This window comes from Acidicapsa acidisoli, from assembly GCF_025685625.1.
Classification (GTDB): domain Bacteria; phylum Acidobacteriota; class Terriglobia; order Terriglobales; family Acidobacteriaceae; genus Acidicapsa; species Acidicapsa acidisoli.
Window position 1 is genome coordinate 1,340,935 of sequence record NZ_JAGSYI010000001.1, and the last position, 16,495, is coordinate 1,357,429.

The 16,495-nt window shown below is 57.5% G+C and carries 10 protein-coding genes; 8 read left to right on the forward strand and 2 right to left on the reverse strand.

The features are described from left to right. Nucleotides 1-111 precede the first annotated feature (111 nt). Together OHL23_RS05335 and cobO are read left to right on the forward strand one after the other, a co-directional pair. Nucleotides 112-585: a 23S rRNA (pseudouridine(1915)-N(3))-methyltransferase RlmH gene (locus OHL23_RS05335; protein ID WP_263350732.1), complete on the forward strand. Its 474-nt coding sequence runs from the start codon at nt 112-114 to the stop codon at nt 583-585. A 146-nt stretch (nt 586-731) separates the two neighbouring features. After that, entirely contained in the window at nt 732-1,268 is a 537-nt protein-coding gene (cobO, locus tag OHL23_RS05340) for a cob(I)yrinic acid a,c-diamide adenosyltransferase (protein WP_263350733.1), read from the forward strand. An 87-nt stretch (nt 1,269-1,355) separates the two neighbouring features. Here the strand turns inward: cobO and OHL23_RS05345 are convergent, their stop codons facing one another. Together OHL23_RS05345 and OHL23_RS05350 are read right to left on the reverse strand one after the other, a co-directional pair. Next, nucleotides 1,356-1,871 (reverse strand): GlcG/HbpS family heme-binding protein, encoded by a 516-nt coding sequence (locus OHL23_RS05345; protein WP_263350734.1) that lies wholly within the window; start codon nt 1,869-1,871, stop codon nt 1,356-1,358. A gap of 84 nt (nt 1,872-1,955) precedes the next feature. After that, entirely contained in the window at nt 1,956-2,420 is a 465-nt protein-coding gene (locus OHL23_RS05350; protein ID WP_263350735.1) for a nuclear transport factor 2 family protein, read from the reverse strand. A gap of 113 nt (nt 2,421-2,533) precedes the next feature. On the opposite strand from OHL23_RS05350, the gene OHL23_RS05355 reads away from it, so the two are divergent. From OHL23_RS05355 to OHL23_RS05380, 6 genes are all read left to right on the forward strand, one after another. Further along, nucleotides 2,534-2,932 (forward strand): cupin domain-containing protein, encoded by a 399-nt coding sequence (locus tag OHL23_RS05355; protein ID WP_263350736.1) that lies wholly within the window; start codon nt 2,534-2,536, stop codon nt 2,930-2,932. Between the two features lie 108 nt (nt 2,933-3,040). Beyond that, nucleotides 3,041-3,979: an acetyl-CoA carboxylase, carboxyltransferase subunit beta gene (gene accD / locus OHL23_RS05360; RefSeq protein ID WP_263350737.1), complete on the forward strand. Its 939-nt coding sequence runs from the start codon at nt 3,041-3,043 to the stop codon at nt 3,977-3,979. Between the two features lie 116 nt (nt 3,980-4,095). Next, complete coding sequence (locus OHL23_RS05365) at nt 4,096-4,668, forward strand: PPC domain-containing DNA-binding protein (RefSeq protein WP_263350738.1); 573 nt, start codon at nt 4,096-4,098, stop codon at nt 4,666-4,668. 434 nt (nt 4,669-5,102) lie between these two features. Beyond that, nucleotides 5,103-8,606 (forward strand): TonB-dependent receptor, encoded by a 3,504-nt coding sequence (locus OHL23_RS05370; protein WP_263350739.1) that lies wholly within the window; start codon nt 5,103-5,105, stop codon nt 8,604-8,606. 398 nt (nt 8,607-9,004) lie between these two features. Continuing rightward, entirely contained in the window at nt 9,005-12,475 is a 3,471-nt protein-coding gene (locus OHL23_RS05375) for a TonB-dependent receptor (RefSeq protein WP_263350740.1), read from the forward strand. Between the two features lie 431 nt (nt 12,476-12,906). Next, complete coding sequence (locus OHL23_RS05380) at nt 12,907-16,419, forward strand: carboxypeptidase-like regulatory domain-containing protein (RefSeq protein WP_263350741.1); 3,513 nt, start codon at nt 12,907-12,909, stop codon at nt 16,417-16,419. The last annotated feature ends 76 nt before the right edge of the window (nt 16,420-16,495 follow it).

Below are 16,495 nucleotides of genomic sequence, written 5' to 3' on the forward strand. Positions count from 1 at the left end.
ATCGAAATCTGACCCCGCTAACTGCTCCCAACACCCTGTTCCACGATGCAAGTAAACTCAAGATGGTGGACCGGTTCGAAAAGCTCCGTTCCAGCGTTTCTCGCACCGCTCATGCACCTGACTCTAGCCCATATCGGCCCAAAGTCCTCCAAATCCGGCCCCCAAGCCTCATTTGACGTGCTCACCCGCCTCTATCTCGACCGCATCCATCCCTATCACCCCATCCAGCCCGAAGCCTTCCCCACCGAAACCGCCTTCCTTGCCTGGCTCAGCCGCCCAGCCAACTCCGGCAAAGCCGCTCGCCTGCCCGCAATCCCTGTCTTGCTCGATAGCCGGGGCCGCCAGCTCAACTCTTCCGAATTCGCCACCTGGCTAGGTACCCGCCGAGATCAAGGAGCCCAGCACATCGTCTTCGCCATCGGTCCCGCCGATGGCTGGTCAGAGACAACCCGCGCCCAGGCCAGCCTCCTGCTCTCACTTGGCCCCATCACAATGGCCCACACACTTGCCCGCCTGGTCCTTGCCGAACAGCTTTACCGCGCTTGTACAATCCTGGCAGGCCACCCCTATCACTCCGGCCACTAAGCACCGTCGATAAGTGGAGAGGAGAAGAAGGGAAGAGAAAAGCAGAAGAGTTGATAAAACCGCACCGCTCCAAATCTCCACCGGACCAGCTACCCTGCTAACTAGCTAAAGCGCAAAGCGCGCCAACTTGCTAAAGAAGGATTTCCATGCCCGACTCCCGACGCGGCCTCATCCTGATCAACACCGGCCCCGGCAAAGGCAAAACCACCGCCGCCCTCGGCACCGGACTCCGCGCCGCCGGCTGCGGCATGCGCGTCCTCATGCTCCAGTTCCTCAAAGGCTCCTGGCACTACGGCGAACTCGATGCCGTCCTTCCCTTCGGCGACAACTTCGTCGTCAAGCAGCTAGGCCGGGGATTCGTCAAAGTAGGCGGCGCGGAGACCGACCCCGAAGATCTGAAAATGGTTGAAGCAGCCTGGGAAGAGTCCCGCGCAGCGATCCTCTCCGGCGCATACGATCTGGTCATCCTCGACGAAATCAACTACGCCATCGGCTACGGCATGTTAGACCCGGAGAAAGTAGCAGCCACGCTTCTCGAACGCCCCGAGATGGTCCACGTAATCCTGACCGGCCGGAACGCCCACCCAAAGTTGGTAGAAATCGCCGACACAGTCACCGAAATGCGCGAAGTAAAACATGCCTACCAAAAAGGCATCCTCGCCCAGCGCGGCATCGAGTATTAAGTCGTTTCAATCCTCGTTCCCAGAACACTTCGGGTGCCCCATCCACGGCGCAGCTCCATCGCGACATGGGTGGGACACCGTAACCGCTCAGTGCGCAGCCGGTCCTGCATTCGAGAGAGCAGCAAACGCTGCCGCCGCGGCCTGCGAGATCGTGACGTCATTTTCCTTGCTAAGGCTGGCGATTCCGATAGCTCCTACCACTTGTTCGCCCACCTTCAGAGGCATGCCTCCCCGCAGAGCCATCAAGTCGGCTGTGATAAAGGCCTGCCTGCCGCCGTTGATAGCGCTCTCCGTCTCCGCACTCGGTCGTTGCAGCAATGCTGAGGTGCGGGCCTTACCGATTGCAAGATCAGGGCTACCGGCTCGCACGTCGTCCATCTTCACGAATGCGACAAGGATACCGTTCGAATCGACCACAGCAATGGCGCACGGCGCATGAAGCCTTTCAGCCTCCTGTTCTGCCGCCACCACGACCTGGTGAGCGCCTGCCTGGCTGATCACCTTCTGGGTAATTGTGGGGTCAGCCGCCCAGGCACTGCTAAGTCCACCTGCTTGCAAAAAAATCAAGCCAAAGTATGCAATTTTCCGCATGGATAAAGTCATTTGAAGTACTCCTCTGGAACTCCGGTTCTTGGGTCCCTAAAGGGTTGGACGAAATAGGGGAGGGATTTGGACCGACTCTTTCACTCACTTCTCGGCATCCGTATGCCATCCCGAATTCATCCATTTCCCGTCCTTCATCACAAAAACCTCCGTAGCCCGCCCCGAATTCACGGACCGTTTCCCCTTCATCTCCGTTTCCACCTCGTAAGTCGTATAGAGAATCGCCACATTCCCATATCGCTGCTCCTCGGTATGCGGAAACGCCAGCCGCACCAGCTTCCCTCCGTCGGCATGAAACTTGGCCGCAGCCTCAAAGATCGCAGCCTGATGCTTCCATTCCTTCTCACCCGCGCTGATCACGATCGCATCCGCGGGAACCAGTCTTTTGAGCGTAGGCACATCATCTGCAAACCATGCGCGCCACACCGCCTCGCGCACCTCCTTCAGGTTCCCCTGGTCTATCACGCCCGCGGCATGAAGACCCGTGGCCATGGACATCAAAACGACAATCACGATAACCGCGCTAACCACAAGATTTGTGCGACGCATCTTCCCTCCAATGTTGTTTCGTTGCTGCAGGATCCATTCACAATTACCATCATGGCATCCGGCCCCGGCCGGCTCAACTCAATCCGATCGAATCACCGCGCCATGGAGCCCGTATGCCGTCACTTACCGAATCTATCTTCACCCGCTGGTCTGACATCCCCGTCGAGCCAATGAACCCGAAAATCGGCCGCCAGTTCGTCGTCGGCACCGGCACCATGCTCGCCCGCGTCCTTCTGGCCAAAGGCGCCCACGTCCCGCTGCACAGCCATCACAACGAACAGATCACCCATATCCTCGAAGGGGCGCTCAAGTTTCATCTCCACGAAGGCCCGAACGCCGCACCGCGAGAAGTCACTGTCTGCGCAGGCGACATCCTCTGCATCCCGCCCAACGTCCCCCACGAAGCCTTCGCCCTCGAAGACACCGTCGATCTCGACATCTTCAACCCCCCGCGTCAGGACTGGATCGACCGCGACGACGCCTACCTGCGCCAGCCCGACACCCCTAAGTAATGGGTCTAAGCCACACCGCTCCAAATTTCCACTGCATCAGCTAACCCGCTAACCCGCCAAAGCGCAAAGCGCGCCAACTCGCTAAAAGCACGGAAGCTCCATATACAATTGACCGGTATGGCTTGGTTCAAGCGCCCCAACCCGAATCCTTCACCAAACGACGGCGAGCCCAACGGCGACTCCAACGGAAACTCCAGTCAGGATTTCGCGGGATCGGCCTTCGCCCCGGTCTCCGATGATGGTTCGCCGGCCCGAGTCCGCACGGAAGGTCTCTGGGTCAAGTGCCCTGGCTGCCGGACCATCCTCTTCAAAGCCGAGCTTGAGGCCAACCTCCATGTCTGCGCCAAATGCGGCCATCACTTCAAAATCGGCGCACTCCAGCGCATCGAGCTTCTCCTCGAACCCGGCTACACCTTCGTCGACGGCAATCTGCGCTCCACCGACCCGCTGAACTTCACAGACATCAAGACATACAAATCGCGCCTGGCCTCAGCCCAGAAACAGACCGGTCTCAACGATGCAATCGTCACCGCTCTCGGAAAAATCGGCCACCACGACGTCGTCCTCAGCGCCATGGAATACGCCTTCATCGGCGGCAGCATGGGCGCCGTCGTCGGCGAACAGATAGCCCGGGCGATCGACCGCTCCCTTGCCACCCATCACCCGCTGATCATTGTCGCGGCATCCGGCGGCGCGCGCATGATGGAAGGCGTCGTGAGTCTCATGCAACTCGCCAAGATCGCCAGCGGCCTCGCCCAGCTCGACGAAGCTCGCATCCCATACATCTGCCTTCTCACCGACCCCACCACAGGCGGCATCACCGCCAGCTTCGCCATGCTCGGCGATCTCAACGTCGCCGAACCCGGCGCGCTCATCGGTTTCGCCGGTCCTCGCGTCATCGAGCAGACCATTCGCCAGAAGCTCCCGGAAGGCTTCCAGCGTTCAGAGTTCCTTCTCGAACACGGCTTCCTCGACGCCGTTGTCCCCCGCAGTGAACTCAAGTCCTATCTGGTCCGTGCATTGGACTTCATGGCCGTGCCCGCCTGACCCTGGTCCTGGTCCCGATCCAAAGTCCGACCTGAGGCCCTGTAAGGTTAGAATGGTCGCTGCAATCCTGCTTGCACAACGTTTGTAGTGACCATTTTTCTCTCAGGGAGCCTCGCATGAAAGCCGCACTCTTAGCCCTCTGCGCCGTGACGATCCTCTCGGCCGGAACCGTTCGCGCCCAATCCCCAACCCCGGAATCAGATCTCATCAATCCCGCCCGCCCGATCCCCACCGGCAAAGCCCCAGCCATGCAGGTCAAGCTCGTCAAAGACACCCCGGAAGAAAAGATCTACGCCATCGTCTTCCTCAAGGGCGACGAGGTCCTCAGCGGACTCACCGACTTCGCCATCAAGTACAAGGTTGGCGACGCCCACTTCACCGGTATCGGAGCCGTGAGCTCAGCCACCACCGCCTGGCTCGACCTCGAAAAGAAGATGTATCACCCGACCGTCACCAATCAACAGGTAGAAGTCCTGTCCCTGATCGGTGACATCGCCGCCTTCAACGGCAAGCCCGTCGCCCACATGCATGCAATCCTTGGCCGCCGCGACGGCACAACCGTAGGTGGTCACGTCTGGGAACTCAACGTCAATCCCACAGTGGAAGTCTTCCTCACCGCCAACACCACCGCCCTCGGCAAGCGACCCGACGCGGCCAGCGGCCTCAAACTGATCGATCCCAATCTATAACTTCAAAAAGCGAGTCGAAATAGGAGTTTTGACTCGCTGCAGCAACTGATTGCGCAATAGACCGGTTATCTAACTCGGTCAGTTCTGATCGTTAGTTTTCACCCTTCCTGCGCTTTTAGTGCTGCGACACAGGCAAGACACAATCGCCCGGCTGTTTAAATCTAACGCTACTTATTCTCATAGAATTAACAAAAAGATACAGGAAACCATAGTCGCTACTGGGATGTCATGAAACTGTAAATATCAAAGAAACAATCGGTTGCGCACCGCGATCCAAACGGCCATCCGCGTGCATTCATATCTTCCAGATTCCCAGCATTCCACGTCTGGTATTGCGCCAGCATTCTAGGTTTGAAGCGCATAAATGTCGGTATGACACACCGGCCAGCCCCAATGTCCCCTTGATAAACGACAAAATCTGGAAGGAAGATCCGATGCAAGTTTTGAGGAACTCTCTAAGTGCTCTGCTCGTGGCAGCGTCTCTATGCGGAGGTGTGTTTGTCTCGACTTTCACCCCCCCATCCGCTCTTGCTCAGGCCGATCTCGGAGCCATCAGTGGCATAATCACAGACGCCTCGGGTGCCGTCATAGGCAACGCCACCGTCACAGTGACCAATTCTGGGACCGGTGCAGTCCGTTCCACCGTTACGAATAGCAAGGGCGAGTATGCCGTCACCCAGCTCAATGCCGGTGACTACAGCCTTTCCATCTCGGCCAGCGGCTTCGCCAACGCCACAGATTCCCTCCGCGTCACCGTCGGTTCGACCATCGACGCCAGCATCAAGCTCGCTGTCGCCGGCAGCAAGACCGAAGTCATCGTATCCGCGGATGACTCCGCCTCCGTGCATCTTGAAAGCGCGCAAGTCTCCACCGTCATCACCCCGGAAGAGATCAACAGCCTTCCCCTCGCCGACCGCGACGCCTATGGACTGGTTTCCCTTTCCGGAAACGTCAGCGCCGATCCCACCGCCGCGATGCGTGGTGTTGGGTTCAACATCGCCGGTGGCCGTTCCTCCTCGGTCGACATCCTCCTTGACGGCGCAGAAAACACCGACCTCTACGCAGTCGGCATCGGCCAGCAAACGCCGCTAGATGCTGTCCAGGAGTTCAGCGTCGTCACCGCAAGCGAAGGCGCTGAATTTGGCCGCGCCTCCAGCGGCGCCGTCAACGTCTCCACCAAGTCCGGCACCAACAAATTCCACGGCGACGTCTACGAGTACAACCGTATCTCGACCTTCGCTTCCGACGGCTTCAATAACAACGCCCTCTTCGCAGCCGGCGATCTGGCCAATCCCAAGTCCCGTTATGTCCACAACCAGTTCGGTTACTTCGTCGGCGGCCCCATCAAGAAGGACAAGCTGTTCTTCTCCTCCGCCACCGAGTGGACCCGCATTCGCAGCGCCGCTACTGTCGTCGCCGAGGTACCGCTCCCTGGCCTGATCGCCTTCGCTGCGCCCAACATGCAGTCCTACTTCTCCACCTACGGCGCAGCCTTGGCCCATCCCGTCAACGGTCAGAGCTACACCGGCCAGGACCTGATCAACGAGGGCGTATTCGCCTCGGATGTCATCGCGTTGAGCGCCACTAATCCGGCCATTCTCACCACGCCGCTCTTCGGCACCGTCGCTTATCAGAACCCCGGCGATTCCGGCGGCGGCGAACCGCAGAATACTTGGAACAACTTCAATCGCATCGACTACAACATCAGCGATAAGACAAGCCTCTACGGCCGGTATAGCCAATACAATCAACTCGAATTCGCCGGAACCAACAACACCAGCCCCTACGCCGGCTACAACACCGGAACCACGCAGAAGAACTACAACCTGCTTGTTTCCATCACCCATTCCTTCACCAGTACGTTGGCCTCCAATACCAAGGTGCTCCTCACCCGCTTCAACAACGCGCAGCCTCTCGGCAGCGTTCCTGTCAGCCCAACCCTGTATGTCAATGGCTCTACGTCGGTTGCGCTCGGCTCCGGTACCATCTACTTTCCCGGCTACCTTCCTACCTCGCCAGGCAACGCCATCCCTTTCGGCGGACCCCAGAATTTCATTCAGGTCGGTGACGATCTGAGCTGGACCAAGGGCAGACACAACATCAAGTTCGGCGGCGAGTTCCTCAACGTCAAAGACAACCGCGTCTTCGGCGCCTATGAGAATGCGGTAGACGCCCTCAAGCAAACAGGCACCAAAGGTGCTTTGCAAAACTTCGTCTCTGGCAACCTCGGCGAAATCGAAGTCGCCCTGAATCCCAACGGCGTCTACCCCTGCTCTCGGGATGTCAATACCGGCGCGACCATCGTCACATCTGCCTGCGAGATCGCCCTTCCCGCCACGCAGCCCAACTTCTCCCGCAGCAACCGCTATCAGGACGGCGCGCTCTACGCCGCGGACTCCTACCACGCCACGTCCCGCCTGACTCTCAGCGCAGGCCTGCGTTGGGAAGTCTACGGTCCTCAACACTCGCAGCGCCCCGGCCTGGACGCCAACTTCTTCCTCGGCAGCGGTGGAAGCGAGTATGAAGACATCCGCAACGGTCAGATCCTGACCCGCGTCAACGCGCCCAACGGCCGCCTCTGGAACCTCAACCTGCTGCAGTTCGGCCCGCGTATCGGCCTCGCCTACGACCTCACCGGAGACGGAAAGACCAGCCTCCGCGCAGGCTACGGCCTTAGCTACGAGCGCAACTTCAACAACGTCACCTTCAACGTCATCCAGAATCCGCCAAACTACGCGGTCGTGGCTCTGATCGGAAGCAGCCCGATCAGCACCAACAATCTGGGCACCTTCGGCACGGGCTCCGGCTCTGTCGCCCTGCCTAACACCACGCTGCGTGCCGTCGATCCTAAGATCAAACCGGCATACGCGGAAAACTGGACCGTCAGCCTTGAGCGTCAGATCGATCCCAGCACACTGATCACCGCCGGCTACGTTGCCTCCCGTGGCATCCATAACTATTCCATCGCCAACCTCAACCGTGAGTTTGCAGGCGGAAACTACCTCGGCGACGCCAACTTCTCCAATCGCCTCAACCTCCAGTACTCCAACATCAACTGGCGCGGCGCGGACGGCGACAGCTACTACGAGAGCGTCAACCTCGGCATTCGCAGCAACAACCTCCGTCGCACCGGCCTCGGCATGCAGGCTAACTACACCTTTGGCCACTCCATCGACAACACCAGCTCCACCTTCACCGATGGCGAATCCAATATCGACAATCTCGGTTATCTCGATCCATTCAATAAAGGCCTGGACCGCGGCAACTCAGACTTCGATGTGCGCCACCGCGTCACCGCCGCCGTCTGGTGGAACGTTCCTTTCTTCAATCATGGCAGCGGCCTGACGAAGGCCGTCTTCGGCGGATGGAACGCCGCAACCACATTCAACGCCGTGACCGGCAACCCTTACACCATCTTCGACTGCGGATATGCCTTCACCCAGTGCCCGCGCGTCAGCTTCATCGGCTACAAAAAGCCAGCCGGGTTGAGCAAGTTGCAGGACATCAGCAGCACATTCGGACCTAACACCTACTCCTACCAGAACCTCCCCGCCTACACGGACGCTGCGGGCAATGCCAACTACAACGAGCAGCTCAACCCCGGCTCAGGCACCTCGGACACACCGCTCCCCGGCGGCGCTGGCCTCGCTTCCGGTGGCTTCGTTCGCGGGATGACCGGCCGCAACGCCTTCTCAGGGCCCGGCTCCTGGGGCGAGAACTTTATCGCCAGCAAGAACATCGCGATCCATGAACGCTACAGCATCAAGCTGAGCGCTACCTTCATCAATGTCTTCAATCACGCCAACACATTCCTGAACCTGGATGGCACCAACGACGTCAGCTCCTTCTCCAACATCCTGGCCTTCAAAGGGGAGAGCGCGTCAGGCAACGTTCCGGGCAACCGCAACACGGAACTCGAAGCCAAGTTCGTCTTCTAACCCATCCAGTCAGCCAACCAAAAGGCCGCTGCTCGCAGGAGCAGCGGCCTTTTGCCGTATGCCGTCGAGTTCGATCTCCGTCCATTTTGTGCACAATTACAGGCGCATCTGGAAAAAGCGTGCAAAGTCAAAATTTCATAGATTTCTAGAATGCATACAAGAAACCATATATTGCATGAAATAAATTACATCATAAGTATTTCACAACAATAGCTTAAGTCTTCAATATCGAACGGCCCGTAAAATGCACTCACTCAATACAGATGCCCTTAGAGCTTCCCGCTATATTGCACGAAGTGCGCATATGTTACCTGCCAATGTCACAGTCGGGCGTCAAGTTAGACCTGGTCCCGTAGCCCTCAATAGATCCTCGCAACAAAACTCGGAAGGAAAACCGAATGCAACTTTTCAGGAACTCTCTTAGTGCGCTGCTCCTCGCAGCTGCTATAGCTGGAGGGGCGGTCGTCAGCAGCTATGTGCCCGTTGCTCAAGCGCAAACTTCAGTTACCGGCGCCATCAGCGGCACAGTGACGGATGCTTCGGGTGGAGCGGTCCCCGGAGCGCAGGTGACCATTACAGATACGGCTACCGACGCCAGGCAGACCGCGGTCACAAACGAAGAAGGGCGCTACACCGTCGGCTTGCTTAAGCCATCCCAATATAAGATCACCGCTATATCCACCGGACTTAAGTCGGATACCGTGGTCGTAACAGTTCTCCTCGGAACAACGGTTCCTGGAGATATCGAGGTCAAGCTCACCGGGGACAGCACGGTAATCGATGTAAATGCTGCCACGCTCCCGCTGATCGACACGCAGAACGTGGCCCTCGCGTCAACCTTCAATCTGGAAGAGCTTCAAGCGCTGCCAACCCCAGGTGGAGACGTTACGACCGTGGCCTTTACGCTTCCTGGCGTAGTCGTGAATGCGGGCGGATCCTACGGCAACTTCAGCTCCGACGGACTGCCGGGTATTTCGAATTTGTTTGTTTTGAATGGCTTCGACAACCAGGACCCGTTCCTCAACCTGAATAACTCGGGCAGCTCCAACCTGACACTCGGCCAGGGCGAGCTGGCTGAAGCGACCGTTGTGCAGAACGGTTACAACTCGCAGTACGGTCGCGCAGCCGGAGCTATCATCGAGTACACGACTCGGTCGGGCAGCAATAAGTTCCACGGCTCGGCTAACTACATGTACAACGGCACCGTTCTGAACGCGAATGGCTGGTTCAACAACTTCACCGACACGCCTCGCCCTCATGCCGTTTCGAATGAGTGGGCAGCCAATGGCGGCGGACCGATTATCAAGGACAAGGTCTTCTTCTTCGCCGACTACGAGGGTCTGCACTACGTGCTGCCGGCAAGCGGATTTGTCTCGTTGCCCAGCTCGGAATTTCAGGCCTACTCGCTGGCAACGGTTCCTTCCTCTGCTGTTTCCACTTACCAGCAAATGTTCAACCTGTACGACAAGGCGCCTTCCTACTCGGGCGCGACACCCACACCGACTGTTGGCGCTGCCTCTCCCACAAATCCTGGCGGCGGATGCGGTGCCTTGAGCGGCACGACAACACCGGATGGCGCCATTCTGGGTCAGACCACCGCTTGCACACTGGGCGCGTTCGCTTCCGCGAACAACATCAACATCGAGTGGCTCTTTACGGGTCGTGTCGACTGGCACATCAGCGACAAGCACAGCCTCTATGGCCGCTACAAGATGGATCGTGGTTCGCAGCCAACCGCCACCAGCTACATCAACCCGGCTTTCAATACTGTTTCGATCCAGCCCGAATACGAAGGTCAGTTCAACGACAGCTATGTCATTACCCCGCATCTGACCAACTCCGCTGTGGTCGCGGCTAACTGGTATACGGCCTACTTTGGACCGGCCAGCGTAAGCGCAGCCGAATCCGTGCTCCCCTTCTGGGCCTACTTCAATATTGGCGCGGATGGAAGCGGAACTTCCAATGTAGCCGGTCTCTCCAATCTCGGTGTCCCGGGTTACTTCCCCCAGGGCAGAAACGTGACCCAATACCAGTTGCAGGACGATGTGAACTGGATTCATGGCAGAAACACGTTCAAGTTTGGAGCCAACTTCCGGCGCGATCTGGTCGAGGACTATGACGCGCAGCAGTACACGGACTTCCCTTTCCTTCAGGTCTACACCTTGCAGAACATCGCCAACGGACAGCTATGCGGTTCCGGTTCCGCTTTTTGCGGCAGCTTCACTCAGGCATTCGTGAACGCTCCCACGGCGCACCTTGCGCTCTACAACCTGGGCGTTTATCTCCAGGATGAGTGGCAGGTATCGCCGAAGTTGAAGCTGACCATCGGCGGCCGTCTCGATCGCACCGGAGATCCGCTCTGCCACGGCGGCTGCTTCTCACTCTATGGCGGCGGATTCCCGAATTCCGCTGCATCGCTGACCACCCCCTATAGCTCGGAGATCAACAACGTCAATGCACATCCGTTCGGAGTGGATAAGATCAACTTCCAGCCTCGCTTCGGATTCAACTATGCCTTTAATGACAAGACCGTGATCCGTGGCGGCGCAGGTCTTTTCGCCGACCTGTACCCGGCCGGCTTCCTCGACGGTCCCATCCAGAATTTCCCGAACTACAACTCGGTTACCGTGACAACGGGCACGGTCGCAACCGGCGGTGCGGGAAGCCTTCCGGCATTTGCGGGTCAGGTCAATGGCGCAATCCAGGGTGGATTCGCCACGGGATCAGCCACTTCGATCAACACCGCGTTGAACGCTCTGGGCGTTCCCTTCACGCCCCCGAGCATCAATGCCTACTTCAGTGGAACGCTGCATGAACCGCAGTACGTGGAATACAGCCTGCAACTCCAGCATCAGTTCAACAAGAGCGACGGTGTCTCGTTGACCTACGCTGGCAACTACGGCTACAACGAGATCATTCAGAACCCCTACCTGAATGCCGCCAGCGGAGCCTACGATAACACCACCGGAACCTGGCTCTCCACAGGCGGATTTGCGGGTCTGAACGTTTCCCCGGCTGATCCCAGCTTTGCCCAGGTGAATGCCTACACCAACAACGCACACTCCAACTACAGCGGCGGCATGATCGCCTACACGCACCAGGGACAAGGCATCACCGCACACATCAGCTACTCCTACAGCCACGCTCTGGATACCATCTCCAATGGAGGCGAGGGCGAGTACTACAACATTGGATCAATTACCAAGCAGGTCACCCCCTCGCTTGGCTACGGCAATCTGAACTACTCCAATGCCGATTACGACATTCGCAACGACCTGGTAGGTGACGTAGTCTACGCCGAACCCTTCAAGATGCAGAACAAGATCGCCAATTCTCTCGTAAGCGGCTGGCTGGTGAGCGCGAAGACCTACTATCGTTCGGGCGAGCCCTACACTGTGGATAACAACAATGTAGTCAACGGCTACCAGACTCTGGGAACTATCAATAATCCTCAGGGTGCAAGTTCACTGATGGCTCAGGTCTCTCAATGGAACCTGACCAACACCTGCGGCAGCAATCCCCACGGCGCGGTCACCAACCCCTGCCTGGATGCGACACAATACGTAACGGCCCAAACAACGTTTGGCAACCTTCGCAGGAATTACTTCTACGGCCCGCACTATGCGAACACGGATATGACTCTCTCCAAGGACATATTCAAGCGGGAATCAACCGCATTCGCACTCGGCGCGCAAGTCTACAACATCTTCAACCATCCCAACTTCTCCAACCCGGGCAGCGAAATCGGAACCAGCACATTCGGCGCAATCACCAGCGTGCAGGCTCCTCCGACCAGCCCGTATGGCTCGTTCCAGAGCGCAGCCGTCACGCAGCGCGTGTTGGTGGTAACCGGGAAATTCACCTTCTAGCCTACCCTCCACCCAGCCAAAGGCCGCTGCCCGTAAGGGCAGCGGCCTTTCCCATTCAGGCAGCTTTCGATGCCGATTGGAAGCGCAGTTTGGAAGCACAGTTCAGTCCGCAATGCCCGTAGTCGCCATCCTGAAATAGCGAACTAGCGATACCCAGCCCAACAAAAAGCCATATAAGTTTCGAATTCCTACAAAAAAACATAGCCCCTTGGAAAGTAGGAAAGACATAAGATATTGATTTCGCGAGATTTGCATATGGTATCTCAAATTGGCACAATAAATGCTTACTCTATCGCCATTTATTGTTTCGTAAATACCGCATTCGTGAAGAGAGATAGACCCTTCTGCGATTTTCAACTGCGGCAATTCCTGAGGGCAGCCCGCCCGCCCTTAATTCCTTTCCGAAGACAACCCAATGGGAGGAAGAGAGCATGTTTCAGTCAATTAAGTCGCACGTTTTGGCGATCGGCATGTTGGTAGGCGCCTTTACGGCGGCTGTTTCCGTATTTCCCACAATCTGCAGTCAGTCAGCCTACGCTCAGACGACCGTCTCCTCGATTCACGGAACGGTGACTGACAAGAGTGACGCGGTTGTTCCGGACGCAAAGGTTACAGCGCTGAACACAGCGACAGGCATCGCCGTCGATACGACCACGAATCGCAGTGGCTACTATCTCTTCACGGACCTCCAGCCCGGCGGTCCCTATTCCGTTACGGTCACGGCCACAGGCTTCGACAGATTTGAGGCGAAAGGCATAACCCTTGCGGTTAACGCGAACTGGGAAACGGACGTGAAACTCACTATCGGCACGACCCAGCAGACGGTCACAGTCGATGCCTCTGGAGTGCAGGTCGAGACCAGCAACACCCAGTTGGAACAAGACATCAACTCAGACCAGATTGAAAATATACCGCTGCTGGGGCGTGACGCCTCCGGGCTTGAAAAACTGGCCCCAGGCGCAGTGGAGTCTTCAGACCGATTTGGAGGCTACTCGGCGAACGGCAGCCAGACCACCAGCAACTCCTACTTGCTGAATGGAGCCGATATCAACGACGGCCCATTGCAGGACGAAGGGCTCTCGGTGAATCCCGATGCGCTGCAGGAAGAGAACATCGTCACCAGCACACTCAATCCAGAGTTCGCGCGAAACGGCGGCTCTGTCATCAATCAGGTATTCAAGGCTGGCACCAACCATTTTCACGGCAGCGGATTTGAATACTACCGCGATACCTTCCTGAACAATGGAGACTACTTTTCACAGAAACGTCCGAATTTTCACCAGAACCTGTATGGCGGCACGCTCGGTGGCCCGGTCGTGAAGGATAAGCTCTTCGGCTTCGTTGCTTACCAGGGATTCCACAACCGTGTCGGAGCCACGACGGAAACGCCGGTGTTCCCGGGTGGCTACACTTCGGGTTCCTTTGGCGCTCAATCCGTATCGACGAATCCAATCCCGTTTGTGATCAACACGGCTGCCGGACCGTGCGGACCGGGCACCGCCGCGGCCACCTGGGATGTATGCTTCCCGAGTGGAACAGTCACCATCCCGACCACAAACTTTAACTCGATCACGGCTGCGCTCACAGCAAAGTACGTGCCGGCCGGGAATGCGGGAACGACACTGAATCCCCTTTACAACTTCAATTCCCCGAGTTCCGAAGTATCCGATCAAGGCATCGTTCGAGTGGACTATCATCTCAGCGACCACGATTCGCTGTTTGGTTCGTTCCTCTTTCAGTCCAGTCCCTCGAACGCGGGCTTGAGCTTCGGCGGGGGGACGCTGCCGGGTTTTGGATCAGTTCAGGTAGAACACTTCAAGATTGCCTCAGCTTCCTACACCCATACCTTCAGCCCGACAATGATCAACGAGCTGAGGGCCGGATATTATCGCTTCATCTTCGGAGCGGTTGAGCCCGCCCAGGTTGTTGCTCCCAGCAGCGCTGGTTTTGATATCACTCCGCAATATCCGCAGTCAGGCCTGCCCTACATGAATCTCACGGGCCTGTTTAATCTGGGATTCAGCCACGAGGGTCCGCAGCCCCGTAACGATTCAAATGCCTCAGCGTCGGACAACCTGAGCAAGACAATCGGAAACCACAACCTGAAGTTCGGTGGCACGATTGAGCAGTTTCTGGTGAGCAACCCGTACAACGCCAATAACAACGGCAATTACAGCTTCGGCGGCTCGGGAATCTATAGCTCCGGTGTTCCGGCCATCGATTTCCTTCTGGGAATTCCGGACACGTACGCCCAAACCTCGGGCGGCTTTGTGGACGCCAAGGCCTGGGAGTTCTACCTCTTCGCGCAGGATAGCTGGAAGGCGACGAGCGATCTAACCATTAACTACGGCATCGCATGGGACACGGAAACCCCGAACTACAACGAGCAGTTCGGCGGCATCGGCATCACCTGCTTCGCGATCAGCAACGCCACGTCGAATGTATTCACGGGTGGATTCCCCGGCCTTACATATCCAGGTGATCCGGGCTGCAACACCCAGGGTGGCGCCACGAATAAATACGATCACTTTGGCCCGCGGCTGGGTTTTGCCTGGTCGCCGGGCAAAGGGCCCGCAGCGTTGATAGGCGCCCCTGGTTCTCATCTCTTTGCCCTGCGTGCCGGCTTCGGTCTTTACTACAACCGCGACCAGGAAGAGGGGCAGTTGCAGAACCTCGGCGATACGCCGTTCTTCAAGAATTCGCTTGGCGCAGCGGACTTCGGCGGCAGCCCCGGATTGGCCAATCCATTTGCCGATGTCGCCGGCGGCGGTTCAGAGCCAAATCCCTTCCCGTACGCTCGCCCGACCAAGGGAGCCACGCTCAATTGGTCGAACTACGTCGAAGAGGACATGAACGCAATTGGCCCGAACTACACGACACCTTACATCATGAACTTCAACCTGAATGTGCAGCGCGAGTTGCCCGGCAAGATGATTCTTCAGGTAGGTTACGTGGGTTCAATTGGTCGTAAGCTGGCGACGACCTATGAGGGGGATCCGATTACTGCCGCCGGTCACGCCGCCTGCCTGGCGAGCGCGATTTGTTCGAGCAAGAAGTATAGGCCCGCGCAGCATCTGTACTTCCCGGAGAATGCTGCGCAGCCGGCAACCACTGACGGGTTTCCCGATTATCTCAGCGTCGGAACCCTGGGCACCTCGGGCACATCGAGCTACCACTCCTTGCAGGTCAGTCTGAACAAGAACCTGTCGCACCACCTGTATTTCACTCTGGCCTACACCTACAGCCATGCCCTCGACAATGCCTCGGGACTGGAAAGCTCCGGCTTCAACGGACCAGGAACAAACTCAATTCCAGGCTTCCAGCACCTGAGCTACGGCAACTCCGATTACGATGCCCGTCACCGCTTTGTTGCTTCGTACGATTATGAAGTGCCGCTTCTCGCATCCATGAAGCGGAACTTCCTCTTGCAAGAAACGCTGGGGGGCTGGCATCTGGCTGGCATTACAGCGTTCCAGGGTGGATTCCCGATCGACATCACCGACTTTTCAACCTTCAACTCGCTCTATTGCGACGAGTTCAGTTACTACGCTTGCCCCGACATCCCTGTTACATCCACCTTCCATATCCCAAAGCTTAATATCCGTAACCCGGCGAACACGTACTTTGACAACAGCGTGTTTTCGCAGGAGCCCGTTGGGACCTTCGGCAACGTCACCCGCAACTTCCTTCATGGACCGGGCTATAACTACTCCAACATGAGCTTGTACAAGCTGCTGCCGCTGGGTCGCGATTCCCAGCGTTCGATACAGCTCATGCTGCAGGCTTCCAACGTCTTCAACCACGCAAACTTTGCCAACCCCGACGGCAACTTCACCGACGGTGCTTTGTTCGGTCAGGTCACGGGCGTGAAGGCCTCGGCTGATGTGAACAGCGATCCGACAGGTGGAAGGACTGTTCAACTGGCTGGTAAATTCCGCTTCTAGCAACTAACTTTAACGCCAGGCTAAAACCTGCACGAACAGCAACGAGAAAGGGCGCCGTAATCCGGCGCCCTTTCTC